We start from the raw sequence: 23882 nt of genomic DNA on the forward strand, positions 1-23882 counted from the left end.
CGAGGCTGCCTGGCATGGATGAGGTGGAGTTCATGCGAGGCCGGGTCTACGGCGCCGACCACGACAACCCCGGGCCGCGGGCGGGACGCGCGTACGCGCACCTGGTCGGCGGCCCGCTGGACGGCCTGTTGCTGGACGTCACGGACCTCGCCGAGGACGAACGCGGCCGGGGCGTGACACTGGCGACGGAGATAGGCCGCTACGGCCCGGGCGGCCGGTCCGTCTACGGGCCGAGGCCCGGCGACACCCGTCGCTTCGACTGGCGGGGCGACGTGCCCTGACCGGACCCGCCCGGGCAGCCGGCTCAGGCCGCCGTGGTCGCCGCCTGCGCCTCCAGCGCGGCGAACAGCCAGTCGTGCGCCGCACCGGGCGTCGGCTCCGGCCGGGCGCCCGGCGGGGTGCTCACCTCGGCCACCAGCTCCCAGTAGCGGTCGATCCGCGGATCGGCCGCGAGCTGCCGGACCAGCAGCCGGCGGAAATCCGGAGTGTCGCGGACGCCGTAGGCGCTCGTGTAGGCGCTCACGAAGCAGTCCAGGGCGTCACCCGCATGCGGGTCCACGCCCCGGCGCAACCGCCCACCCGCCAGCTCGTACGCCTCGGCCAGCCCCGCGTACAGCACCGCGGCACCGCGCGCCCCGGCGGCCCGGTGCGCCTCGGGCTGCGGCCGCCCGGTGCCCGGGCACGGGGCGAGCGTGAGGGCGTTGAGCCGGGCGAAGGCGAGGACCTGGGCGGGGGCCGGGTCGTCGGGCGGCCGGGGCACCGCCACCTCCAGGAAAGCGGCGGTCGAGCGCGCCGGCATCCGCGGCGGCAGCCAGCCGCGCCAGAACCGGACCAGCGGCGCCGTGCTCGGCGGGGTGGCCACCGTGCCGACCAGCCGCAGCCGGTCCGCCCGCTCCCCGGGCGGACACTCCTGCACCAGCCGCAGCGCCGCCTCCCGCCAGCGCAACGCCTTGAGCTCGGAGCCGACTTCCCGCAGCCGCCCGGCGACGGCGTCCTCCAGCACGCCGCTCACCCCGTCCTCCTCGTCGAGCACGCGGCGCACCTCGGACACCGCCAGCCCGAGGGCACGCAGGGAACGGATCAGACGCAGCCGGCCGAGCGCCTCCGGGCCGTACCGACGGTGCCCGCCGGCGCTGCGGGAGGCCTCCGGCAGCAGACCGCGGTCGGAATAGAAGCGCACGGTCTTGACGGTGACGCCCGCCCGCTCGGCGAGTTCGCCGATCCCGCACAACCCGTCGCGCGACAGGAACACTTGAACCTCCCTCAGGGGGAGTTCCTACCGTACCGGCGAGCGCGGACGGGCGACCGGACCGGTCCGCGCCCTCGCGTACGGAGGAGAGACCATGACCGCGTTCATCCTGGTGCCGGGCATGTTCACCGGCACACACGTGTGGGAGAACACCGCGGCGCGCCTGGCCGCCGCGGGCGCCGAGGCGTACCCGGTGGCCCTCACCGGGCTCGACGGGCCGCGCGGCACCGCGCCGGCCGGCACCGACCTGGAGACACACATCGCGGACGTGCTCGCGGCGATCGACGCGGTCGGCGCGCAGGCCGGCCCGGAGGACGGCGGGCAGATCGTGCTGGTCGGCCACGACTACGGCATCCACCCCGCACTCGGCGCCGCCGACCGGCGGGCGGAGCGGATCGGCCGCATCGTGTACCTCGACTCGGCGATGCCGCGCGACGGCGTCCCGGCCCTGGCCGCCGTCCCCGACCAGTCGGTGCGCGAGCGGCTGGCCGAGCGTGCCGGGGCCGGCGGGGGAGCGGGCACCGAAGGTGAGCTGCCGCCCCCGGCCCACGACGAATGGCAGCGCTGGGGCAGCACGGCGGGCCTCGCCGACGCCGCGCTGGACCGGCTCACCGCCCTCGCCGCCCCGCAGCCGCTCGGCACCCTGCTCCAGCCGCTCCGGCTGACCGGCGCGGTGGCCGGGGTGCCCACCACCGGCGTGCTGTGCACCGCCAACGGATCGAGCATCGAGATGGTCCAGATGCTGGTCGGATTCGGCGACCCCGCTCTGCGCGCCCTCGTCGACCCTCGGGTGTCCTTCTTCGAACTCCCCACCGGACACTGGCCGATGCTGTCCTGCCCCGCCGATCTGGCGGATGTCCTGCTGCGGGCCGCCGCCGGCGAGGGACACCGGCTGGAGCCGGCCGATCCGGCAGAACCGCCCGCCCAGATGATGCCGTTCCTGCTGGACGTGCCCGGACTCCCGCGAGAGCGGACGGAGAACGTCGACCTCTATCTGCCCGACGCCGACGACGCCGACGACGCCGCCGACGGCCCGCGACCGGCGGTGGTGTTCGTGCACGGCGGCCCGGTACCGGCCGACGCCCGGCCGGAGCCGAGGGACTGGCCGACGCTGACCGGATACGCCCGGTACGCGGCCGGAAACGGCGTGGTGGGCGCGGTCGTCGCCCACCGGCTGCACGACCTCGCCGACTACGGGCGGGCCGCCGCGGACGTGGCCGACGCGGTGGAGCGGATCCGGACCGACCCCCGGGTGGACGCGGACCGCCTCGCGCTGTGGTTCTTCTCGGGCGGCGGGCCGATCACCGCCGACTGGCTGGGCGCGCCTCCGCCGTGGCTGCGCTGCCTGGCGGCCACCTATCCGGTCCTGGCGCCCCTGCCGAACTGGGGGATGTCCGGCACCCGGTTCCACCCGGTGCGCGCGGTGGCGAAGGCCGGCGACCTGCCCGTGGTCCTCACCCGGGTGGGCCTGGAGATGCCCGAGATCGCCGCCGGTGTCGAGGAGTTCCTGGCCGCGGCCGAGGAGTGCGGGACCGGCGTCGAGGTGGTCGACGTACCGCACGGCCACCACGGCTTCGAGACCCGCGACGTGACCGACGAGTCGCGCGACGCGGTGCGCCGGGCGATGCGCGCGGTGCTGAAGCACCTGCGGCGGTGAAGCGCCGTGCCACGGCCCCGCGGACCGGCAACTACTCCGGTCCGCGAGTCCGTGGCCCGTCCCGCGGACGGAGGAACCGACGGAGCGCGGCACGTCGACCATCTTGACGTGTACGCGACGCGATGCGTTCATGGGAGCGCTCCCATTCGCCGCTCGCCCATCCCTCACGCCTTGGAGTCGCCGTGCGAAGAACCAGAGCCGCCATCCGAAGTAATCCCATGCCCCGCCTCTGGGCGGCCCTGGCGGCACTGGTCGGCATCGCCGTCGTCGGTGCTCTGTGCCCCGCCGCCGCGCAGGCCGCCCAGCCGCCCGCCCCCGCCGTGGCCGCCGGACTGCACATCAGCAACGGCCGGCTGCTCGAGGCCAACGGCAACGACTTCGTCATGCGCGGGGTCAACCACGCCCACACCTGGTACCCGGGCGAGACCCGGTCGCCGGCCGACATCAAGGCGCTCGGCGCCAACACCGTCCGGGTCGTCCTGTCCGACGGCCACCGCTGGAGCGAGAACGGCCCCGCGGACGTGGCGGCCGTCATCGGCCAGTGCAAGGCCAACCGGCTGATCTGCGTCCTGGAGGTGCACGACACCACCGGCTACGGCGAGGACGCGGCGGCCGGCACGCTCGACCACGCAGCCGACTACTGGATCGGCCTGAAGGACGTGCTCGCCGGCGAGGAGGGCCACGTCATCGTCAACATCGGCAACGAGCCCTGGGGCAACACCGATCCGGCCGGCTGGACCGCGCCCACGATCGCCGCCGTCAAGAAGCTGCGCGCCGCCGGTCTCCAGCACACGATCATGGTGGACGCCCCCAACTGGGGGCAGGACTGGCAAGGCGTCATGCGGGACAACGCCCGGACGGTCCTGGACGCCGACCCCACCGGCAACCTGATCTTCTCCATCCACATGTACAGCGTCTTCGACACCGCCCAGGAGATCACCGACTACCTGCACGCCTTCGCCGACGCCGGACTGCCCCTCCTCATCGGCGAGTTCGGGGGCCCCGCCGACCAGTACGGCGACCCCGACGAGGACACCATGATGGCCACCGCCGAGCGGCTGGACCTCGGATACCTCGCCTGGTCCTGGAGCGGCAACACCGACCCGGTCCTCGACCTCGCGATCGACTTCGACCCCGGCCGTCTCAGCGCCTGGGGCGAGCGCGTCTTCCACGGCGCCGACGGCATCGCGGAAACCGCGAAGGAAGCCACCGTCTACAGCGACGGCGCCCCGGAGGACACCCAGGCCCCCACCGCCCCCGGCACCCCGGTCCCGTCCGCGGTCACGGACACGTCGGTCACCCTCGCCTGGAGCGCGGCCACCGACGACGTGGGCGTCACCGGCTACGACGTCGTCCGCGTCGACGGCGGCACCGAGACGACGGTCGCCACGAGCACCACGCCCCGCGCCACCGTGACCGGCCTCACGCCGGGCACCGCCTACTCCTTCGTCGTCCGCGCCCGTGACGCGGCGGGCAACCGCTCGGCCCGCTCGGCGGCGGTGAGTGTCACGACCGGCAAGGGCGCCGCCGCCTGCTCGGTCGGCTACCGCGTCGTGGGTGAGTGGCCGGGCGGCTTCCAGGGCGAGATCACCGTCCGCAACACCGGTGCCACAGCCCTCGGCACCTGGACGCTCGCCTTCGCCTTCGCCGACGGCCAGACCATCACGAACATGTGGGGAGGCACCCCCACCCAGCACGCCGGCGCGGTGAGCGTCGCCCCCGCCTCCTACACCTCCACCGTCCCCGCCGGCGGCTCGGTCACCCTCGGGTTCACCGCCGGGAAGGGCGCCACGAACACCTCCCCGACCGCGTTCAGCCTGAACGGCGCGGCCTGCGCCACCACCTGACCGGACCCGCCCGCCGGCCGTCCGGAGGCCACCCTCCGGGCGGCCGGCACCAACGCGCGCGGGGCGTCAGAACGAGACCTCGCGCACACTGGCCTGGCTGCGCGGCTCGGTCGTCGCGGTGATCTCCGACCGGTGGCGGCTCGCCGAGAAGGTCACCGTCAGCGTCTGGGCCGCGCTCTGGCTCGTACTCACCGTGAAGCCCTGCTCCGGCACCGCCGACACCAGGCACACCCCGCCGCCGCCGAACCGCACGGTCGCCCTGCCGCCCTCCGACGGCACCGTGTAGACACCCGAACCGCCCTCCTCGCACCCCCGCTCACCCCCGCCCGCAGGAGGCTGCCGGGTGGTGGCGCGGACGGTCGGCGTCGCTGGTGCCGGGCTCGGCTCGCGCGGCGTCTCACGGGTACGGGACGGCGTGGGACGGGGCTTCTCGCTGGTGGGCGAAGGACTGGGGGAGGAAGGCTTCACGCTGGGCGACGGCGCGGGCCGCGGCGACACCGGGAGCTCCTGCGGCGCCGACTGCGCGACCGGCGCGGTGGGCCGGGTCGAGCCCACCACGAAGTGGATCGTGAGGATGACGGCCGTGATGCTGGCGGCCGTGCACGACAGCCAGATGATCAGGTAGCGCAGGAGGCGGGACACGACACCATAGTGACGGACCGGCTAACGTGCCTGCCCATGGCCTGTGTACTTGTCGTCGAGGACGACCCCGTGATCCGGGCCGCGCTGATCGAGGTCCTGACCGGACACGGCTACGCGGTCAAGACCGCTCACCAGGGTTTCGAGGCGCTGCGTGAGATCACCCGGAGCCCGCCGGACATCGTGGTGCTCGACCTGGGGCTGCCCGATCTCGACGGGCTCGACGTGCTCCGCATGATCCGGGGCATCTCCCGTCTTCCGGTGCTGGTCGCGACCGCGCGGGACGACGAGACGGAGATCATCCGGCTGCTCAACGCCGGTGCCGACGATTACATGGTCAAGCCGTTCTCGGGCGGCCAGCTCGCGGCCCGCCTCGCCGCCGTGCTGCGCCGGTCCGCGCCCGCCGACACCCGCGCCGCGCAGCCGCCGGTCCTGCGGGTCGCCGACCTGCGCATCGACCCCACCGCCCGCACCGCTCATCTCGCCGATCGCGAACTGGCCCTGACCCGCCGCGAGTTCGACCTGCTCGCCTATCTGGCCGCCCACGCCGACCAGGTCATATCGAGGCAGCGGATCCTCACCGAGGTGTGGCAGCAGCCGTATCTGGAGGACCAGACGGTCGACGTCCACCTCTCCGCGCTCCGCCGCAAGATGGGCGAGAAGGCGCGCAAGCCCCGCTACCTGCAGACCGTCCGCGGCATCGGCATCAAGCTGGTCAGCTCGCCATGAGACGTGCCCTCGCCGGGATCGCCCTCGCCGTCACCTCGATGGTGGCCCTGTCGTTCCTCGTCCCGCTCGCCCTCCTCGTCCGCGAGCAGGCCCGCGACCGCGTCACCACGGCGGCCGAGCAGCGGGCCGCCGCCCTCTCACCGGTGCTCGCCCTCACCACCCGGCGCGCCGACGTGCAGCAGGCCGTCACCGAGCTGGACTCCTCCGACCAGCTGGTGGTGCGGCTGCCCGACGGCGGTTTCGTCGGCACCCCGCACGCGCCCGAGGCCGCGCTCGACCGGGCCGTGCGCGGCCGCGAGACGCTCGCCGTGGACACCGCCGACGGCTGGGTCTACCTCCAGCCCGTCGTTCTGCGCGGTGACCGGGTCGCCGTCGTCGAGGCCTACGTCCCGGCGGCGGACCTCACCCGCGGGGTGGCCGCCTCGTGGGGCGTGATGGCCCTGCTCGCGCTCGGTCTGGTCGGCGGTTCGGTGGTGGTCGCCGACCGTCTCGGCGCCCGCGTCGTCCGGTCCTCCCGGAGCCTGAAGCGGGCCTCGCTGGCTCTCGGCTCCGGCGACCTCGACGTACGCGTGGAACCGGACGGCCCGCCCGAGCTGCAGGAGGCCGGTGTGGCGTTCAACACCATGGCCGACCGGGTCGTCGACCTGCTCGCGGTCGAACGCGAACTGGTCGCCGACCTCTCCCACCGGCTGCGCACCCCGCTGACCGCCCTCTATCTGGAGGCCGACCGGATGGGCGCGACGCCGAGCGCCCGCCGGGTCACCGAGGCGGCCGGCCAGCTGGAGACCGAACTCGACTCGATCATCGCCGCCGCCCGTACGCCCCTGGCCGCCGCGCAGCCCGGCGGCGGCACCGGCACGGCGAAACCGTGCGACGCGGCCGAGGTGGTCGCCATGCGCCTGGACTTCTGGTCGGTCCTCGCCACCCAGCAGGGCCGCCCCTACGAGCGTTCCCTCACTCCTCGCCCCACGCCGGTCGCCTTCCCCGAGGACGACCTGGCGGCCGTCGTCGACGCCCTGATCGGCAACGTCTTCCGGCACACCCCCGAGGGCACCGGCTTCGCCGTCCGTGTGGAACGTGCCGACCCGTACGTGGTCCTCACCGTGGACGACGCGGGTCCGGGCGTCGCGGATCCCGAGGCCGCGCTCACCCGGGGCGTCAGCGTGGGCGGTTCCACCGGACTGGGCCTGGACATCGTGGCCCGGGCGGCCCGCGCGGCGGACGGCGAGCTGACGATCACCCGCGCACCGCTGGGCGGCGCCAGGGTGCGGGTGTCCTTCGTCCTCGCCGACGGGGGACGCTGACCGGCGTCAGCGGCTCGCGCCGAAGTCCTGCGTCCACCAGGGGCCGCCGTCGCCGAAGTGCACGCCGACGCCCAGCTCCTCGAAGGAGCAGTTGAGTATGTTCGCCCGGTGCCCGGGGCTGTTCATCCAGGACTCCATCACCGAGGCGGCGTCGGACTGCCCGCGGGCTATGTTCTCGCCCAGCGTCGACCACTCGTAGCCGGCGGCTTCGACGCGGCTCGTCATCGTGGAGCCGTCCGGACCCGTGTGGGACATGACACCGCTCGCGGCCATGACGTCGCTGTAGTCGTCGGCGGCCCGGGTCAGCCGGTCGTTCGCCGCGACCGGCGAGCAGCCGGCCGAGGCCCGCTCCTTGTTGACGAGCGCGAGGACCTGCGCCTCGGCCCCGCTCGCCCCGCCGGAACCCGAACCCGCTGCCGAACCCGAACCCGAACCCGAGCCGGAGTCCGATCCGCTGCCGGAACCCGTGCCGCCGCCACCCGCCGGGGACCGGTCCGAGCCGCTCTTCACCGTCGTCCTCGCGGGAGCCGTGGACGCGGGCCGGGTCTTCTCGGCCTGCCGGGCGGACGGGCTCGCCGTCCTCGACGGCGAGGCGCTTGGCTTCGCGCTCACCCGGGGCGAGGCGCTCGCCGGGACACTCGGGCTCGCCGACGGGGAGACCGGCGCCGCCGCACCTCCCGCCACCACCTCGGCGTTGGGGTGCTCACCGGCGGCACTCGTCGTGACCCGGTCCGCGGGAGCGCCGTCCTCGCCGCCGGAGACGGCCAGCGTGATCCCGACGCCCGCCGTGACGGCGACGCCGAGCACCAGCACGGTGCCGCGCGTCCTCAGTCCGCGGCGGGGGCGGGCGTGGGAACGGGACGGTCGAGCGGCTCGGCGGGAACCCATGCAGGACACCTCGGTCTGTCGGTCGGCTGGCTCGGCCCCGTACCCGGTGGACGCGATCGCGCCCACCGGGACTGTGGGGGGTGTCCGAGAGCCTAGGACCCGGTCGGCGCGGAAACGGCTGTTCGAAGGCCATCTTCAAGAAGCCTTAAGACAGCCGCCAAAGTGCGCTGAGGAAAGCGGCGGCGCCGCCTCCGGCGCGTTACGCGCTCGCCGCCCGTCACCCTCGGTCCGCCGCGGGGCGCTTCAACGTGAAGAGAGGACGCGGGGGCCCGCGGAAGCCCCTCGCGTGCTCCTGATGCCCCGCCGCCCACCCGTACGGGGCGCTTGGTGTGCCGGGCCGCCGGACAGCCTGTCGGCGTGCAGCCGGCAGGTCGCCGGTACACCGCCGGCGCACCCCGGGCAGGCAGGGACCTCCCGCCCACCGCCTCCGGGGGCGCCGCGCACGGACCAGAAGGAGGAAGGGACATGCCGTCCACCGCTGACGAACGAAAGCTGCTCGACGAACTGCGGGAACTGCTGGCCGCGACCGTCGATGACCTGTCCGTGGAGGAAGTCGGACCGGACTCCTGCCTCAAGGACGACCTGGGCGTCGACTCGCTGGCCATGCTGGAGCTGGTCGCCGCGATCGAGGACCGCTGGCAGATCGAGGTACCCCAGGAGCGGGCGGAACAGCTCACGACGGTCCGGCAGATCGCCGCCCACCTCGCCGAAGCCGTCGCCGCTCCCGCGGGCGGGACCGCGTGAGCCCACGACACGCGGCCGGCCCGCCTGCCGAGGAGCGGGCCGCCGTCGTCACCGGGCTGGGCCTGACGACCGCGCTGGGCGGTGACGTCCCCTCCACCTGGCGGGCCCTGCTGGACTGCGTGTGCGGCATCGAGCGCCTCGACTTCGAGGCGCCGGACGGCCCCGCGCAGACCTACCTCGCGGCCCGGGCGGCGGTCGAGCCCGGCACGGTCCTGCCGTCCGCCAAGGCGGCGCACTGCGACCGCTCGGCGCAGTTCGCCCTCGTCGCCGCCCAGGAGGCCGTGCGCGACGCCGGGTTCGCGGACGCGTCGGCCCTCGCCGCGAGCGGCTCGCGGGTCGCCGTGGTCGTCGGGGTCGGGCTGGGCGGGCTCACCAGCATCCTGGAGCAGGACCACCGCCTGCGGACCCGGGGCGCCGGGCGGGTGAGCCCGCGCGCCATTCCGGTCATGCTGCCCAACCACCCGGCCGCCGAGGTGGGGCTGATGGTGGGCGCCAAGGCCGGGGTGCACACCCCCGTCAGTGCCTGTGCCTCCGGCGCCGAGGCACTGTCCCAGGCCCTCGGCATCATCCGGGACGGCCGCGCCGACATCGTGGTCGCGGGCGGTGCCGAGGCCGCGCTGCATCCGCTCGCCCTGGCCGGCTTCGCGCGGCTGCGAGCCCTCTCCCGGCGCCTGGACGACCCCAAGAGCGCGTCCAGGCCCTTCGACGCCGACCGGGACGGCTTCGTGATGGGCGAGGGCGCCGGCATGCTCGTCGTCGAGAGCGCCGCGCACGCCGCCGCCCGCGGCGCCCGCGTCCATGGCCGGCTGACCGGCGCGGGCATCACCAACGACAGCCATCACGTCGCCCAGCCCGCGCCCGGCGGGACGGGCTGCGCGGCCGCCGTCGACGCGGCCCTGCGCGACGCCGGTCTCCGTCCGGAACAGGTCCGGCACATCAACGCCCACGCCACCTCGACACCGCTCGGCGACCTCGGCGAGGCCCAGGCCCTGCACCAGGTCTTCACCAACGGCCTGGACGACGTGGCGGTCAGCGCCACCAAGGCCGCCCTGGGGCACACACTGGGCGCGGCCGGCGCCATCGAGGCCGTCCTCACCGTGCTCGCCCTGCGCGACCGGACCGCACCGCCGGCGTGCAGTCTCGAACGCGTGGACCCCGAGATCGGCCTCAACGTGGTGGGCCGCAGCCCCGCGCCTCTGCCCTCGGGGCCTCTCGCGGCCGTCACCACGAGCATGGGCTTCGGCGGGCACAACGTCGCGCTCGCCTTCGCCGACGCCTCATGAAGCACGGCGCCGCGGCCTCCACCGGCGGCACACCGCGCACCGTGCTGATGTGTCCCGGCCAGGGTGCCTATCTCCCGGGCGCGCTGCGCCACCTGCGCGACGTCCCGTCCGTCGCAGGGGTCCTCCGGAGGGTGGACGCACACAGCAGGGCGCTCGGCGGCACCGGGCCACCCGTCGGCCGTCTCCTCACGGACGCCGGGGCGCCCGACCCCGAGCAGCTCCTGCTCGCCGATCCCCTGGCCTTCGACCTGGCCACGTACGCCGCGGTGGTCGCCTCCGCGACCGTCCTGCTCGACCTCGCGACCCCGCCCGTCCACGCGGTGCTCGGCCACAGCGTGGGCGACCTCGCGGCACTCACCGTTTCCGGGGTGATCACCCCGGAACACGGCGTCCGGCTGCTGCACCTCCGCGACCGGCTGCTGCGGGAGGCCGCGCTGCCGGCGGCGGGCCTGCTGGCCACCGACATGACCGCCGACCGGGCGGCGCAACTGCTGCGCACCGAGGGCCTGGCGCAGCTACGGATCGCCGCCCGCAACGCGCCCGCCCAGACGGTCCTGGCCGGGCCCGACGACCAGTTGGCCGCCGTACGGCACACGGCCCGGGCACTCGGCCACCGCGCCACCCCGCTGACCAGCCGGACCGCCTATCACCACCCCCTGCTCACCGAAGTCCACCGGGCCTTCCTCCGTCTCCTGCGGACACAGCCCGTCGCACCGCCCGCGCTCGCCGTGTACACGGCCACCACGGACCGCCCCGTCCGCACTCCCGCCGGCCTTCGCACCGCGGCGGCCGCCCACCTCACTGAACCCATGGCCTTCCACCGCACCCTGCGCACGCTGTCCCGGGCGGGCTTCACCACCTACCTCGACAGCGGCCCCCGGGCCCTGCTGAGCACCCTGGCCCGGTCGGTTCTGCCGGGCTGCGTCACCGCCGCCCCCTCCCGCACCCCGGCCGGCGTCGAGCGTCTGCGCCACCGTCTCGCCGCCGTGCTGCCGTGACGGCGTCGTTCTTCGGCCGGATCCCGTGGGCGGTTTCGGGGTAGGCGGAGGGGATCCTGAGGAGGAGTGCCATGACGACGTACGTCATCTCGGTGCCGGGAACGTTCACCGGCGCGGTCCCGGACGCCACCAAGGACGAGCTGGCCCGCGCACTGCGCCCCGCCGATCCGCACCGCACCAACCTGGGGGACGAGGAGGACCTCGACGCCCTCTCGGTCAACGACGACGGCACCTTCACCATCCGCCTCACCGTCGAGGCGGACACCGCCGCCCACGCGGAGGGCCGCGCCAGGGAGGTCGCGGACTCCGCCCTGCGCGCGGCCGGCCTGGACGGGAGCAGCGCGCCGCTCGGGCCCTCGGCGGTGACCGGCATCGACTCCGACGTCTGACACGACCGCGACGGCACACGGCCGTGGCCGGGCCGTTGAGTGGCCCGGCTCACATGGCGTACCGGAGGCGGCGCCGACACCATGGTCTCGTCACCCGGCAGGCTGAAGGGATCAAGAATGTTCCGCAAGGTGCTGGTCGCCAACCGCGGTGAGATCGCGATCCGCGCGTTCCGTGCGGGCTACGAGCTCGGCGCGCGCACGGTCGCCGTCTTCCCGCACGAGGACCGCAACTCGCTGCACCGGCTGAAGGCCGACGAGGCCTACGAGATCGGGGAGCCGGGGCACCCGGTGCGCGCGTACCTCTCCGTGGAGGAGATCGTCCGCGCGGCCCGCCGTGCGGGAGCCGACGCCGTCTATCCGGGCTACGGATTCCTCTCCGAGAACCCGGAACTGGCCCGCGCCTGCGAAGAGGCCGGCATCACGTTCGTCGGACCGAGCGCGCAGATCCTCGAACTGACCGGCAACAAGGCCCGCGCCGTGGCCGCCGCCCGCGAGGCCGGCGTGCCCGTCCTGGGATCCTCCGCCCCCTCCACCGACGTCGACGAACTCGTCCGCGCCGCCGACGACGTCGGCTTCCCCGTGTTCGTCAAGGCCGTCGCGGGCGGCGGCGGACGCGGCATGCGCCGGGTCGAGGAACCCGCCCAGCTGCGCGAGGCCATCGAGGCGGCGTCCCGCGAGGCCGCGTCCGCCTTCGGCGACTCCACGGTCTTCCTGGAGAAGGCGGTCGTCGAACCCCGCCACATCGAGGTGCAGATCCTCGCCGACGGACAGGGCGGCGTCATCCACCTCTTCGAGCGGGACTGCTCGGTGCAGCGCCGCCACCAGAAGGTGATCGAGCTGGCGCCCGCCCCCAACCTCGACCCGGAGCTGCGCGAGCGGATCTGCGCCGACGCCGTGAACTTCGCCCGGCAGATCGGCTACCGCAACGCCGGCACCGTGGAGTTCCTCGTCGACCGTGACGGCAACCACGTCTTCATCGAGATGAACCCGCGCATCCAGGTCGAGCACACGGTCACCGAGGAGGTCACCGACGTCGACCTCGTGCAGTCCCAGCTGCGCATCGCCGCCGGTGAGACCCTGGCCGACCTCGGACTCGCCCAGGAGAACATCACCCTGCGCGGCGCCGCCCTCCAGTGCCGCATCACCACCGAGGACCCGGCCAACGGCTTCCGCCCGGACACCGGCACCATCAGCGCCTACCGTTCGCCCGGCGGCTCGGGCATCCGCCTCGACGGCGGCACCACCCACGCCGGTACGGAGATCAGCGCGCACTTCGACTCGATGCTGGTCAAGCTCTCCTGCCGGGGCCGGGACTTCGCCACCGCCGTGAACCGCGCCCGGCGTGCCGTGGCCGAGTTCCGCATCCGCGGCGTCGCCACCAACATCCCGTTCCTCCAGGCGGTGCTCGACGACCCGGACTTCCAGGCCGGGCAGGTCACCACGTCGTTCATCGAGCAGCGCCCGCACCTGCTCACCGCCCGGCACTCCGCCGACCGCGGCACGAAGCTGCTGACCTACCTCGCCGACGTCACGGTCAACAAGCCGCACGGCGAACGCCCCGAACTGGCCGACCCGCTGACCAAGCTGCCGCCGCTGCCCGCCGGTGAACCCCCGGCAGGTTCCCGGCAGCGGCTCGCCGAGCTCGGCCCCGAGGGTTTCGCCCGCTGGCTGCGCGAGTCACCCACCATCGGCGTCACCGACACCACGTTCCGCGACGCCCACCAGTCGCTGCTCGCCACCCGGGTCCGCACGAAGGACATGCTCGCCGTCGCCCCCGTGGTCGCCCGCACCCTGCCCGGGCTGCTGTCCCTGGAGTGCTGGGGCGGCGCCACCTACGACGTCGCGCTGCGCTTCCTCGCCGAGGACCCGTGGGAGCGGCTGGCCGCCCTGCGCGAGGCCGTGCCCAACATCTGCCTCCAGATGCTGCTGCGCGGCCGCAACACCGTGGGCTACACCCCGTACCCGACCGAGGTCACCGACGCCTTCGTGCAGGAGGCCGCGGCCACCGGCATCGACGTCTTCCGCATCTTCGACGCCCTCAACGACGTCGACCAGATGCGCCCGGCCATCGAGGCCGTACGCGAGACCGGCACGTCGATCGCGGAGGTGGCCCTGTGCTACACCGCCGACCTGTCCGACCCGTCCGAGCGGCTCTACACCCTCGACTACTACCTGCGGCTCGCCGAGAAGATCGTGAACGCGGGCGCCCACGTGCTGGCCGTCAAGGACATGGCCGGTCTGCTGCGCGCCCCGGCCGCCGCGACCCTCGTCTCCGCGCTGCGCCGCGAGTTCGACCTGCCGGTGCACCTGCACACCCACGACACCACCGGCGGCCAGCTCGCCACCTATCTCGCCGCGATCCAGGCCGGCGCGGACGCGGTCGACGGGGCGGTGGCGTCCATGGCGGGCACCACCTCGCAGCCGTCGCTGTCGGCGATCGTCGCCGCCACCGACCACACCGAGCGGCCCACCGGCCTCGACCTCCAGGCCGTCGGCGACCTGGAGCCGTACTGGGAGAGCGTCCGCAAGGTCTACGCACCCTTCGAGGCGGGCCTCGCCTCCCCGACCGGCCGCGTCTACCACCACGAGATCCCCGGCGGCCAGCTCTCCAACCTGCGCACCCAGGCCATCGCGCTGGGCCTCGGCGACCGCTTCGAGGACATCGAGGCGATGTACGCCGCCGCCGACCGCATGCTGGGCCGCCTGGTGAAGGTCACGCCCTCCTCCAAGGTGGTCGGCGACCTGGCCCTGCACCTGGTGGGCGCCGGTGTCTCCCCGGCGGACTTCGAGGCGGATCCCGACCGGTTCGACATCCCCGACTCCGTCGTCGGCTTCCTGCGCGGCGAGCTGGGCACCCCGCCCGGCGGCTGGCCCGAGCCGTTCCGCAGCAAGGCGCTGCGGGGCCGCGCCGAGGCCAAGCCGGTGGCGGAGCTGAGCGCCGACGACCGTACCGGGCTGGCCAAGGACCGCAGGGCGACGCTCAACCGGCTGCTGTTCCCCGGCCCGGCGCGCGAGTTCGACACCCACCGCGGCACCTTCGGCGACACCAGCGTCCTGGACAGCAAGGACTTCTTCTACGGGCTGCGCCCGGGCAAGGAGTACACGGTCGACCTCGACCCCGGAGTGCGCCTGCTCATCGAGCTCCAGGCGATCGGTGACGCCGACGAACGCGGCATGCGCACCGTGATGTCCACGCTCAACGGCCAGCTGCGGCCCATCCAGGTCCGCGACCGCGCGGCGGCCTCCGACGTCCCCGTCACCGAGAAGGCCGACCGGTCCGACCCCGGCCATGTCGCGGCGCCGTTCGCCGGCGTGGTGACCCTCGCCGTCGCCGAGGGCGACGCGGTGGAGGCCGGGGCCACCGTGGCCACCATCGAGGCGATGAAGATGGAGGCCACCATCACCGCACCCAAGTCCGGCACCGTCGGCAGGCTCGCCATCAACCGCATCCAGCAGGTGGAGGGCGGCGACCTCCTCGTCGAACTGAGCTGAGCCGAGGCGACGGCGGTGGCGCCCGGGACCGGTCCGGTCCGGGCGCCACCGCCGCGGTTTCCTCGTGGTTTCCGGGCCGGAGTCTCAGTCGTCGGCCAGGGCGCGGGCGAGGAGGGGGAGCAGGCGGTCCCAGTGCAGCCGCAGGGCGGCGGGGTCGAAGGCGTCGGTATCGGCCATGGTGAAGCCGTGGACGGTGCCGGGGTAGATCTCGGAGGTGTGGTCGACCTTCGCGTCGTCCAGGGCCTGGTTGAGCTCGCGCAGTGCCTCGGGCGTCAGGTCGGACGACGCGTGGCCGAAGTGGACCCGGGCGGTGATGGCGGCGAGAGCGTCGGGCCCGTCCGCGCCCACGGGAGCGTGGAACGCGGCGAGGGCGGCCACCCGGTCGGGGTGGGCGGCGGCGGTGCGCGTCGCCAGGAGACCGCCGATGCAGTAGCCGGTCACCGCGACCGGTCCGGCGCCGGCCTCGGGCTGGGCGGTGAGAAACCTGAGGTAGGCGTCGGCGTCCCGCAGGACACGGTCGGCGGTGTGTGCCTCGATCAGGGGCATCAGCCGGGCGAAGACCGCGGGCCGGGCTTCCTCGTCGATGTACTGGGGAAGCTCGACCACCGGCGCCGGGCCGTGCCGGTAGAAGACGTTGGGGACGAGTACGTAGTACCCGTGCCCGGCCAGTTCGCGGGCCATCTCCCGCAGCACGGGCCGGATGCCGAAGCCGTCCGGGTACATCAGCACCCCTGGGTGCCGCTCGCCACCGTCGGGAAACGCGGCGACGGCATCGGCCTGGCCGTCCGCGGTGGGGATCTGCAGCGTCTTGACGGGCATGAGTCTCCTGTCGTGGTTGATGTGCCGAGCCTCGGATCAACACGACGGAGGCGGAGCCCGCGCGGCAGCGCAGGATCCACGATCGAACAGCGGGCCCATGCCGGCCCGTACGGCGCTCAGTGGAGCACCGGGTCACCGATCCGTGTGTGGCGCAATGCCGTCCCGGTAGTCATGTCTGCAACATAGTCCACCGACCGACGCCGACGCCAACACCCAGACATCACCCGGAGGTTGACGAAGGAGACGGGTGCGGGGCGGGCCGGCGGCCGACGTCGTCGAGCGCTGGGCCCGCCCCTTCCGAGGGCTACTCGCCCTTGGGAGCCGCCTGCTGCACCACCTCGAACGACCACAGCGTGGATCCGCTCGCCGCCGGCTTGGGACGCTCGCCGCCCTGCGCGCCGCCGCCCTGGTGCGCCGCCTTCATGGGGCCCTCCATCCATGCCTGGAAGGACTCCTCGTCGCGCCACCGCGTGTAGACGAGGTAGGTGTCGGTGCCCTCGACGGGGCGCAGGAGCTCGAACCACTCGAAGCCGTCGGAGTTCTCCACCGCGTGGGCCCGCGAGGCGAAGCGCTTCTCCAGCGTCTCGCGCTGATCGGCCGGCACGGTCAGTACGTTGATCTTGACTACGCTCATGGCTCCATCCTGCCGCACCCGGCGGTCAACAGGCCCGGCGCCAGACCCCGAGCTCCGGTTTCTTCAGCATCGAGGACAGCCCCAGCCGGCGCGACTGCGGGCAGAATCGGCCGGTCGGCTCGGCGTACTCGACGTGGAAGACCGCCTTGCCGGCCTCGACGAACGGCGTGAGCCGCTCGCACTCGCCGTACTGCGCGCACTCCTCGTTGACCGCGAAGTCGAAGTCGTCCACCAGTTGCGGGATCTGCGGCAGGTCGTTCTTGAGTCCCACGGACAGGCCGCGCTCGTGGGCGATCTTGGCGATCATGCGGTTGTACGCCAGCTGGTCCCGCGCGGTGAGCGGGAAGCCGGTCTCGTTGCCGAAGCCCTCCACCAGGTCGGGCTCCACCGCGTCGAACCCCTTGTCCCGGCACATGTCGAACCGCCGCTCCATGATCGGACGCAGCACGGAGACGCGCCGGATGTCGAGCCACCGCTCGCCCTGCCAGCCGTTGGGCGCGCCCAGCACCGCCCGGGGGAAGTCCTCCTTGTCCGGGCGGAAGCTCTCCCAGGCGCCCACGTTGACGTAGCAGATCACCTTGCGGCCGGCGCGGTGGAGCCGGGCCACGTCCGCCGCGCTGTTCTCGAAGCCGTCGATGTCGTAGACCGGGACGTCGGCCGACGGATCCACCCTGCCGTCGAGCTGCCACTGCCAGGCCAGCCCGGGGCGCGGCTGCCACAGCTCACGGCGGGGCGTGGGCTCCGGCCCGCGGTCCTCTCCGCCCCCGCCTCCCGAACAGCCGGTCACCACCGCGAGGAGCAGCGCGGCCAGCAGGGCGGCCGGCCCCCTCCTCATCGCCGTGCCCCCGTGAGGACGGGCGTCAGACGGGCCCACGGGTTGGGCGGCTCTCCCGTCACGGGCCCGCTGACCGCCGCGCCCCGCTCGCGGGCGGTGCGCACGGCGAGCGGGGCGAGGGCCTCGGGCACGCCGTACACCAGGTGGCAGAACCGTTCGGGCGGGTGCCGGCGTGTCCAGTCGGGCCGGCTGAACGCCGACACATAGGTGGACCAGTGCCCCTCGAAGGTGACGACCAGGTCGGCGAGCCGGGCGTAACCGGGCGCCGGGTGGACCCCCGGGTTCAGCACGACGCACGTGGCGCCCTGCCGCCGCAGGACGCGCACCAGCGCCTTGTGGGCGGACAGTTCCCCCCTTGCCGCGCTCACCCGGTCCAGGAAGCACCCGTCGGCCGCGTACCACTCCCGGTGCCGCCGGGCGTCCTCGACGACGTCGGCCGCGGGCCGGGTGCCGTAGTCCGTGTCGACGTACCCGAGCAGACGCGCGCCCGCCGCGCGCAGCGCCCCGGCCGCCGCGGTGAACGCCGGATCGGGTGCCTCGCCCGGCCCGTTCGCGGGGTTGAGGACGACGCCGTACGTGCGGTCGGCCGACGTGATCAGCCGGTGCCAGGCGCCCGGGTCCTCGGCGGGGTGGACGTACAGCGGGATCAGCAGGCTCACGACGGGACGTCACTTTCGGCGCGGAGGGACGGTGACGGCGCGCCGGCCGACCACAGCGCGGACAGGGACTCGCCGAGCGTGTACGACGGCCCCCAGCCGAGCGCGGCCCGCGCGGCGGAGATGTCGGAACACTGCCAGGACACCTGCCCGGAACGGACCGACCCGGCGTCCCGCTCCTCGATCCGTCCCCGGAAACCGGCGGTCTCCGCCAGCGTCCGTACCAGGTCGCGCACCGGCACCGCGTCCCCGCCGCCGACGTTGAGTACCCCGGGCAACGGGCCGGGCACGGTCACCGCCCGTTCGACCGCCCCCGCGACATCGCGGACGTCGACGAAGTCCCGGTACGCCGACAGGTCGCCGAGCCGGAGCACCGCTTCCGGGTCCGTGCCCGCCTCGCGCAGCAGGGCGGTGACCCGGCCGGGCAGGCCGGTGGCCGGGGCGCCGGGCCCCACCGGGTTGCCGACCCGCAGGACCACCGCGTCCAGACCGGACGTGCCGACCGTGACCGTCCCGGCCAGCTTGGTGGCGCCGTAGGCGGTGAGGGGACGGGTGGGCGCCGACTCCGCCACCTTGCCGAGCGGCGCGCCCGGCCCGTACTCGGCGGCCGAACCGAGGTGGACCAGGCGGGCCGTGGGACACGCCCGGTGCAGCGCCGCGCACAGGACGGCGGGGCCGCGGGCGTTGAGCTCGGCGAGCGTCACCGCGTCGCCGCCCGTGGCGCCCGCGCAGTTCACGACGGCGTCGGGAGCCGCGGACGCCAGCTTCTCGGCGAGCCGGTCGACCGGGTCCGCGGCGAGGTCGACCGGCACGTCGGCGCCCGGTGAGCGGCCGGCGCCGAGGACCCGCGTGCCCGGCAGGGCACGGAGCCGCTCGGCGACATGGGCGCCCAGATAGCCGGTGAAGCCCACAACGAGGATGCGCATGCGGTGCTCAGGCTCCCTTGAGAAGCAGGGACTTGCGGCTGGTGAACTCCGCGTTCGCCCGGTCGTAGTCGTCCGGACGGCCGATGTCGAGCCAGTAGCCGTCGAACTCGTAGGCGTGCGGCGGGTCGTCGGCCCGCAGCAGGTCCAGCACCAACTCGTCGAACCCGAGCGGCAGTCCGGCGGTGTAGCCGTCGAGGGTCGCCCGGGACAGCCCGTACACGCCCATGGAGACGCGGTAGTCCATGCTGGGCTTCTCGGTGAACGCGACGACCTTGCTGGCGTCGGTGGTCAGCACCCCGAAGTCGATGTTCACCTTGCGGGCGTACGTGGCGATCGTCAGCGGGGCACCGGAGCCGCGGTGCCGGCGCAGGACGTCGGCGTAGTCCAGGTCGGTGAGGATGTCGCCGTTCATCACCAGGAAGTGCTCCGGCAGCCGCTCGCGCATCGTCAGCAGCGGCCCCATCGTGCCCAGCGGGCTCTCCTCCGTGGAGTAGTCCACGGTCAGACCCCACTGGGAGCCGTCGCCGACGTAGGCGCGGATGATCTCACCGAGGTGGCCTATGGCGATCGTGCAGCCGGTGAACCCGGCCGACGCGAGCTGGCGCAGGACGATCTCGAGGATCGCGTGCTGGTCGCCGATGGGCACGAGCGGCTTGGGCAGCGCGGTGGTGTAGGGCCGCAGCCGGACGCCCTTGCCTCCGGCCAGGATCACTGCGTGCATGAGGTTCCCCCTCGGTCAACGTGCCGGTGGTGGTCAGATGTTGTAGATGCCGGTCTTGTAGCGGGCCAGGTTCGCCGGGTCGCGGAAGAACTCCACCGTGTGCGCGAGGCCCCGCTCCAGGTCGTGCGCCGGTTCCCAGCCGGTCGCCTCCCGCAGCCTGCGAGCGTCCGCGACCAGTCGCATCACCTCGGAGTTCGCGGGCCGCAGCCGCTGGGCGTCCTCCCGTACGTCGAGCGCGCTGTCCATCACCTTGCCGATCAGCGCCACCAGGTCGCCGACCGAGATCTCCCCGCCGGTACCGGCGTTGAAGGTCCGGCCCACGACCCGCTCGGCGGGCGCGGTGCCCACCGCGAGGAACGCCTGCGCGGTGTCCTTGACGAAGGTGAAGTCCCGGGTGGGACGCAGATCCCCGAGGGTGATGGTCCGCTCCCCGGCCGCCACCTGACCGATGACGGTGGGGATCACCGCCCGCATGGACTGCCGGGGACCGTAGGTGTTGAAGGGTCGCAGCGTCACCACCGGGGTGTCGAAGCTGGCGTGGTAGCTGTCGGCCAGCCGGTCCCCGCCCGCCTTCGAAGCGGCGTACGGCGACTGGGTGTTGATCGGGTGGTCCTCCGTGATCGGCACGGTCTGCGCGGTGCCGTACGTCTCGCTGGTGGAGGTGTGCACCAGCCGGGGCGTGCCCTGGGCGCGGACCGCCTCCAGCACGTTCAGGGTGCCGGTGACATTGGTGTCCACGTAACTGTGCGGCGCCCGGTAGGAGTACGGGATCGCGATGAGGGCGGCCAGGTGGTACACGCAGTCGGCGCCCTCCACCAGGTGCCGGACCGAGCCGGGGTCCCGGACGTCGCCGAGGACGATCTCGACCTGGTCGAGGACGTCGGGGGAGAGGGTCTCCAGCCAGCCGTAGGAGGAGAAGGAGTTGTACTGCGCCATGGCCCTCACCCGGTGTCCGGAGGCCACGAGCGCCTCGGTGAGGTGGGAGCCGATGAATCCCTCGGCTCCGGTGACGGCGGCGAGTGGTGTGGAGGTCACGCGGGGTCCTTCCGGTCGGTGGGTGGGTCGGTGGCGAGGCGGGACGGCAAGCCCCTGGGGGCACGGCGGTGGTGCGGCGTGGGACAGAGAGGGGCGTCAGGCATGGGCGGCCGGCCGGCCCAGCAGCCGCAGCACGCACCCGGTGAGACAGAGGGCGGCGATCCCGCAGCACAACGGCAGGGCCGCCGTGCCGGGTGGGAGGCCGTACACCACGGCCGCGCCGGCGCCCGCGGCCGCCGCGAGACACAGGGCGGCAGGGGGCCAGGCCACGCCGAAGGCCTGGAGGAGCAGCGCGGTATACAGGACCACCGCGAGCAGCGCGGTCGCCACCGGGTCGGCGTCCACCAGCAGGGCCGCCGGCACCAGCGGCCCGGCGTAGGCCAGCAGGCAGCCGGCGAGCACGGCGGCCGAACGCAGCCGGAACCCGGCTGGGGTGGCGGTGGCCCGCAGCGCCGCCACCGACAGACCGCGGTAGCGGTACAGCAGCCACTCCGCCGGGCCCATGCTCACGGTCAGCACCACCACCGCCCACGGCTGCTCGCGGCCCGCCAGGAACACCAGCACCCCGGCGGCCAGCCCGAACAGACCGTACGGCAGGGACCGTGACGCCCGCGGACGCACGGCTCCCGCGACCGGCGCGGCCGCCAGGGTGCCGCGCAGCGTCCAGCCGGCCACGGCCACCGCACCGCACAGGGAGAGCGACGGCAGGCCGGCCCGCAACAGGTCCCCGGGCTCCCACCAGGGCAGCACCGCCGCACCGGCGACCACCGGCACGAGCGCGGCCAGCAGCAGCCGCTCCCGGCCCAGCACCAGCAGCACGCCGGCCGCGGCGAGGTACCCCGATTGGACCGCCACGGCCGCCACCGCCGCACCGGACCCGGCGAGCGGGGCCCCCGCGGCGGTCGCGGCGACGGCACCCAGCGGCGCCCCCTTCAGCAGCGTGCGGCCGGCCTCCTGGCGCCCGGTCGCCAAGCGCAGGTACGCCCGGTGGCCCAGCGCCTGGTTCCACGCCCAGGACACCAGCCCCGCCACCACCAGCGCCGTCACCGTGCCGCCGTGCGGCAGCAGCCGCCCGGCGAGCGCGTAGCCGAGGCCGGGCAGTGCGAACAGGGCGCCGCGCAGCGCGCAGCGCACATGGTCGGGCCGCCAGGGATCGGCGGGCCGCGGCGGCTGCGGAAAGGCACGCGGGACACGCTCGTACAACGCCGTGGCCAGCGAGAAGAGGTCGCGGTGCCCGTACTGGTCCGCGATCACCTCGCCGGTCAGCCCCTCCGACTCCAGCAGCGCGGCCACCTCGTAGGGATGGACGGCCGGGGCGATGCGGTCGGCGAGTTCGGCGGCCAGCCGGTCGACCGCCGCGTGCCGCGCGCCGTGCCCGGGCCGGACCAGGGCGAGCGTGTGGTGGTCGGCCGCGCGCGGGGCGGGCGTGCGGGCGTCGGCGAGGCGCAGCGCCAGCGTGTCCTGCTCCGCGCCGCCGGGCTCCAGCGCCATGGGTCCGCTCATCCGGTCGCACTCCTCACCGGTGCCGCGCCGACCGCCGCGAAGGGACCGTCGTCGGACGCCGTGGGCGTGACCGCGGAGCCGAACGCCGACAGCTCCAGATAGATGGACCGGAAGGTGTCGATGGTCTGCCGGAGCGTGAACTGCTCGATCACCCGCAGCCGCGCCGCCTCGCCCATCGCCCGGCGCCGCCCCGCGTCACCCAGCAGTTCCAGGGCGGCGGCGGCCATGGCGGACGGGTCACGCGGCGGTACGACGAGACCGGCGTCGCCGACGGCCTCGCGGACGCCGCCCACGTCCGTGGAGACGGTCGCCCGGCCGCAGGACATGGCCTCGATCAGGGTGAAGGGGAAGCCCTCGCTGATGCTGGACAGCATCACCACGTTCCCGGCGGCGTAGGCGTCCTTGATGTCCTCGACCCGGCCCTCGAAGGTGACGGCGTCCCCATGGCCGAGCTGCGCCGCCAGCGCCTCGCAGCGCTCCCGGTAGGCCTCGCCGCCGCGCGGTGTGCCGCCGAACAACCGCAGGCGTGCCGCGGGCAGTTCGGCCCGCACCACCGCGAAGGCGCGGATCAGGGTCTCCAGGTCCTTGATCGGGTCGACCCGGCCGGCCCAGCTGAGCACGGGCTCCGCGGGCTCCGGTCCGGCGGGCGGGAACGCGGCCGGATCGACACCGTTGTAGACCGTGCGTATGGACTCCGGGGCGGCGCCGCCCTGTTCCTCCCACAGCCGGTTGTAGCGGTTGCCCGGGGTGATCAGCGCGGCCCTGCGGTACGTCTCCTCGGCCAGCAGCCGGAAGAAGCCCAGGACGAGTGCCTTGACCGGCCACCGGTAGGGGGCGGTGCGGTAACCGAGGTACCGCTCGCGCAGATAGACGCCGTGCTCCGTCAGCAGCAGGGGCACCCCGTGCCGTTCCAGCGCGGCCAGCCCGGGCAGCACCGCGACGCCGCCGCTGACCGCGTGCGCCACGCCCTGTTCCGGACACGGGGCGGCCAGCGGACGCAGGGCGTGCTCCAGCAGGGCGGTCGCCGTCACCGCGTCGTGCAGGGTGGGCCGGGCCTCGCGGACGGCGAGCCCCGGCCGGTTCCAGACGGCGGTCAGGATGCCGATCGCCCGGTCCCCGCGCAGGAACGGGCTCAGCCGGCCGTCCGCCGCGGCCCGCGCCAGCCGGTACAGGGCGGGGCCGAACCCGTCCTCGGCCCGCGGGTCGAGCAGCGCGGTCACGAACCGCTCGTAGGCGGCCTCGAGCCGGTTGCGCTCACGCCCGCGCGGGAGGCGCCCCTGCGGGGCGGGCCCCCACATGGGGACGGAGACGACCCGGGTGACATGCCGGGGGATGTCCCAGACGACCGGTTCGCGCCCGGTGCCGGTGACGGCGACGACGTCGAAGTCCAGGTCGGGCATGCCGGTGACGAGTTGGTCGCACCAGACACTCACTCCGCCGTGACTGTGCGGGTAGGTGCCTTCGGTGAGCAGGGTGACGCGCGGCGCGCCGGGGCGCCGCGCGCCGTGGGGAACGTGCATTCATGTGCTCCACG

Annotated in this window: 22 protein-coding genes; 10 read left to right on the forward strand and 12 right to left on the reverse strand. The window is 74.3% G+C overall.

All coding sequences use genetic code 11. The annotated features are described in order from the left end of the window. The first annotated feature begins 14 nt into the window (after positions 1–14). A complete protein-coding gene (locus ACIRG6_RS24875) occupies positions 15–281 on the forward strand; it encodes a hypothetical protein (RefSeq protein ID WP_364680529.1) in 267 nt (88 codons plus the stop codon). A gap of 23 nt (positions 282–304) precedes the next feature. Here the strand turns inward: ACIRG6_RS24875 and ACIRG6_RS24880 are convergent, their stop codons facing one another. Then, positions 305–1252 (reverse strand): helix-turn-helix domain-containing protein, encoded by a 948-nt coding sequence (locus ACIRG6_RS24880; protein WP_403324614.1) that lies wholly within the window; start codon positions 1250–1252, stop codon positions 305–307. Positions 1253–1343: 91 nt separating this feature from the next. Here ACIRG6_RS24880 and ACIRG6_RS24885 point away from each other — a divergent pair, with 91 nt between their 5' ends. Together ACIRG6_RS24885 and ACIRG6_RS24890 are read left to right on the forward strand one after the other, a co-directional pair. Then, positions 1344–2906, forward strand: a complete 1563-nt coding sequence (locus tag ACIRG6_RS24885; RefSeq protein ID WP_403324615.1) for an alpha/beta hydrolase — start codon at positions 1344–1346, stop codon at positions 2904–2906. Positions 2907–3124: 218 nt separating this feature from the next. Further along, complete coding sequence (locus ACIRG6_RS24890; RefSeq protein ID WP_403324616.1) at positions 3125–4753, forward strand: cellulase family glycosylhydrolase; 1629 nt, start codon at positions 3125–3127, stop codon at positions 4751–4753. 66 nt (positions 4754–4819) lie between these two features. Here the strand turns inward: ACIRG6_RS24890 and ACIRG6_RS24895 are convergent, their stop codons facing one another. After that, entirely contained in the window at positions 4820–5395 is a 576-nt protein-coding gene (locus ACIRG6_RS24895; protein ID WP_403324617.1) for a hypothetical protein, read from the reverse strand. A gap of 36 nt (positions 5396–5431) precedes the next feature. Between ACIRG6_RS24895 and ACIRG6_RS24900 the strand changes: the two genes are divergently transcribed. Together ACIRG6_RS24900 and ACIRG6_RS24905 are read left to right on the forward strand one after the other, a co-directional pair. After that, positions 5432–6121 carry a response regulator transcription factor gene (locus ACIRG6_RS24900; RefSeq protein WP_239769383.1) on the forward strand — a complete coding sequence of 230 codons (690 nt, stop codon included), beginning with the start codon at positions 5432–5434 and terminating at the stop codon, positions 6119–6121. Further along, positions 6118–7425, forward strand: a complete 1308-nt coding sequence (locus ACIRG6_RS24905; protein ID WP_364680546.1) for a sensor histidine kinase — start codon at positions 6118–6120, stop codon at positions 7423–7425. The genes ACIRG6_RS24900 and ACIRG6_RS24905 overlap by 4 nt, the downstream gene beginning before the upstream one ends. A gap of 6 nt (positions 7426–7431) precedes the next feature. On the opposite strand, the gene ACIRG6_RS24910 is transcribed toward ACIRG6_RS24905, so the two are convergent. After that, positions 7432–8313: a CAP domain-containing protein gene (locus tag ACIRG6_RS24910; RefSeq protein ID WP_403324618.1), complete on the reverse strand. Its 882-nt coding sequence runs from the start codon at positions 8311–8313 to the stop codon at positions 7432–7434. Between the two features lie 465 nt (positions 8314–8778). Between ACIRG6_RS24910 and ACIRG6_RS24915 the strand changes: the two genes are divergently transcribed. The 5 genes from ACIRG6_RS24915 to ACIRG6_RS24935 all read left to right on the forward strand — a co-directional run bounded on the left by ACIRG6_RS24915 (position 8779) and on the right by ACIRG6_RS24935 (position 15219). Further along, positions 8779–9057 (forward strand): acyl carrier protein, encoded by a 279-nt coding sequence (locus ACIRG6_RS24915; protein WP_364680552.1) that lies wholly within the window; start codon positions 8779–8781, stop codon positions 9055–9057. Beyond that, entirely contained in the window at positions 9054–10340 is a 1287-nt protein-coding gene (locus ACIRG6_RS24920) for a beta-ketoacyl-[acyl-carrier-protein] synthase family protein (RefSeq protein WP_403324619.1), read from the forward strand. The genes ACIRG6_RS24915 and ACIRG6_RS24920 overlap by 4 nt, the downstream gene beginning before the upstream one ends. Then, positions 10337–11338 (forward strand): ACP S-malonyltransferase, encoded by a 1002-nt coding sequence (locus ACIRG6_RS24925; RefSeq protein WP_403324620.1) that lies wholly within the window; start codon positions 10337–10339, stop codon positions 11336–11338. The genes ACIRG6_RS24920 and ACIRG6_RS24925 overlap by 4 nt, the downstream gene beginning before the upstream one ends. Positions 11339–11409: 71 nt before the next feature. Then, the gene (locus tag ACIRG6_RS24930) at positions 11410–11727 is read left to right on the forward strand and encodes a hypothetical protein (protein ID WP_364680559.1); all 318 of its coding nucleotides are present in this window, start codon (positions 11410–11412) and stop codon (positions 11725–11727) included. 117 nt (positions 11728–11844) lie between these two features. Then, positions 11845–15219, forward strand: a complete 3375-nt coding sequence (locus ACIRG6_RS24935; protein WP_318215918.1) for a pyruvate carboxylase — start codon at positions 11845–11847, stop codon at positions 15217–15219. Positions 15220–15303: 84 nt separating this feature from the next. Here the strand turns inward: ACIRG6_RS24935 and ACIRG6_RS24940 are convergent, their stop codons facing one another. The 9 genes from ACIRG6_RS24940 to pelF all read right to left on the reverse strand — a co-directional run bounded on the left by ACIRG6_RS24940 (position 15304) and on the right by pelF (position 23868). Then, entirely contained in the window at positions 15304–16038 is a 735-nt protein-coding gene (locus ACIRG6_RS24940) for a dienelactone hydrolase family protein (protein ID WP_364680565.1), read from the reverse strand. A gap of 304 nt (positions 16039–16342) precedes the next feature. Beyond that, positions 16343–16672 carry an antibiotic biosynthesis monooxygenase family protein gene (locus ACIRG6_RS24945; protein ID WP_350721509.1) on the reverse strand — a complete coding sequence of 110 codons (330 nt, stop codon included), beginning with the start codon at positions 16670–16672 and terminating at the stop codon, positions 16343–16345. Between the two features lie 25 nt (positions 16673–16697). After that, complete coding sequence (locus ACIRG6_RS24950) at positions 16698–17507, reverse strand: endo alpha-1,4 polygalactosaminidase (RefSeq protein WP_403324621.1); 810 nt, start codon at positions 17505–17507, stop codon at positions 16698–16700. Continuing rightward, the gene (locus tag ACIRG6_RS24955) at positions 17504–18166 is read right to left on the reverse strand and encodes a spherulation-specific family 4 protein (RefSeq protein ID WP_364680569.1); all 663 of its coding nucleotides are present in this window, start codon (positions 18164–18166) and stop codon (positions 17504–17506) included. The genes ACIRG6_RS24950 and ACIRG6_RS24955 overlap by 4 nt, the downstream gene beginning before the upstream one ends. Then, positions 18163–19089 carry an NAD-dependent epimerase/dehydratase family protein gene (locus tag ACIRG6_RS24960; RefSeq protein WP_364680572.1) on the reverse strand — a complete coding sequence of 309 codons (927 nt, stop codon included), beginning with the start codon at positions 19087–19089 and terminating at the stop codon, positions 18163–18165. Before ACIRG6_RS24960 ends, ACIRG6_RS24955 begins: the two co-directional genes overlap by 4 nt. A 7-nt stretch (positions 19090–19096) precedes the next feature. After that, positions 19097–19810: a nucleotidyltransferase family protein gene (locus tag ACIRG6_RS24965; RefSeq protein ID WP_239769394.1), complete on the reverse strand. Its 714-nt coding sequence runs from the start codon at positions 19808–19810 to the stop codon at positions 19097–19099. Between the two features lie 33 nt (positions 19811–19843). Continuing rightward, positions 19844–20845, reverse strand: a complete 1002-nt coding sequence (locus ACIRG6_RS24970; protein WP_239769395.1) for an SDR family NAD(P)-dependent oxidoreductase — start codon at positions 20843–20845, stop codon at positions 19844–19846. 96 nt (positions 20846–20941) lie between these two features. Beyond that, complete coding sequence (locus ACIRG6_RS24975) at positions 20942–22348, reverse strand: hypothetical protein (protein WP_364680576.1); 1407 nt, start codon at positions 22346–22348, stop codon at positions 20942–20944. After that, the gene (gene pelF / locus ACIRG6_RS24980) at positions 22345–23868 is read right to left on the reverse strand and encodes a GT4 family glycosyltransferase PelF (RefSeq protein ID WP_364680579.1); all 1524 of its coding nucleotides are present in this window, start codon (positions 23866–23868) and stop codon (positions 22345–22347) included. Before pelF ends, ACIRG6_RS24975 begins: the two co-directional genes overlap by 4 nt. Positions 23869–23882 lie beyond the last annotated feature (14 nt).

This window comes from Streptomyces flaveolus (assembly GCF_044765825.1).
Taxonomy (GTDB): Bacteria; Actinomycetota; Actinomycetes; order Streptomycetales; family Streptomycetaceae; genus Streptomyces; species Streptomyces flaveolus.

Excerpts from the sequence above, each read along its gene's own strand:
- ACIRG6_RS24975 (WP_364680576.1), bottom strand. The coding sequence starts at position 22,348 with ATGAGCGGACCCATGGCGCTGGAGCCCGGCGGCGCGGAGCAGGACACG.
- ACIRG6_RS24900 (WP_239769383.1), top strand. The coding sequence starts at position 5,432 with ATGGCCTGTGTACTTGTCGTCGAGGACGACCCCGTGATCCGGGCCGCG.
- ACIRG6_RS24945 (WP_350721509.1), bottom strand. The coding sequence starts at position 16,672 with ATGAGCGTAGTCAAGATCAACGTACTGACCGTGCCGGCCGATCAGCGC.
- ACIRG6_RS24905 (WP_364680546.1), top strand. The coding sequence starts at position 6,118 with ATGAGACGTGCCCTCGCCGGGATCGCCCTCGCCGTCACCTCGATGGTG.
- ACIRG6_RS24965 (WP_239769394.1), bottom strand. The coding sequence starts at position 19,810 with ATGCACGCAGTGATCCTGGCCGGAGGCAAGGGCGTCCGGCTGCGGCCC.
- ACIRG6_RS24885 (WP_403324615.1), top strand. The coding sequence starts at position 1,344 with ATGACCGCGTTCATCCTGGTGCCGGGCATGTTCACCGGCACACACGTG.
- ACIRG6_RS24960 (WP_364680572.1), bottom strand. The coding sequence starts at position 19,089 with ATGCGCATCCTCGTTGTGGGCTTCACCGGCTATCTGGGCGCCCATGTC.
- ACIRG6_RS24935 (WP_318215918.1), top strand. The coding sequence starts at position 11,845 with ATGTTCCGCAAGGTGCTGGTCGCCAACCGCGGTGAGATCGCGATCCGC.
- ACIRG6_RS24910 (WP_403324618.1), bottom strand. The coding sequence starts at position 8,313 with ATGGGTTCCCGCCGAGCCGCTCGACCGTCCCGTTCCCACGCCCGCCCC.
- ACIRG6_RS24875 (WP_364680529.1), top strand. The coding sequence starts at position 15 with ATGGATGAGGTGGAGTTCATGCGAGGCCGGGTCTACGGCGCCGACCAC.
- pelF (WP_364680579.1), bottom strand. The coding sequence starts at position 23,868 with ATGCACGTTCCCCACGGCGCGCGGCGCCCCGGCGCGCCGCGCGTCACC.
- ACIRG6_RS24925 (WP_403324620.1), top strand. The coding sequence starts at position 10,337 with ATGAAGCACGGCGCCGCGGCCTCCACCGGCGGCACACCGCGCACCGTG.
- ACIRG6_RS24940 (WP_364680565.1), bottom strand. The coding sequence starts at position 16,038 with ATGCCCGTCAAGACGCTGCAGATCCCCACCGCGGACGGCCAGGCCGAT.
- ACIRG6_RS24890 (WP_403324616.1), top strand. The coding sequence starts at position 3,125 with ATGCCCCGCCTCTGGGCGGCCCTGGCGGCACTGGTCGGCATCGCCGTC.
- ACIRG6_RS24930 (WP_364680559.1), top strand. The coding sequence starts at position 11,410 with ATGACGACGTACGTCATCTCGGTGCCGGGAACGTTCACCGGCGCGGTC.
- ACIRG6_RS24915 (WP_364680552.1), top strand. The coding sequence starts at position 8,779 with ATGCCGTCCACCGCTGACGAACGAAAGCTGCTCGACGAACTGCGGGAA.
- ACIRG6_RS24950 (WP_403324621.1), bottom strand. The coding sequence starts at position 17,507 with ATGAGGAGGGGGCCGGCCGCCCTGCTGGCCGCGCTGCTCCTCGCGGTG.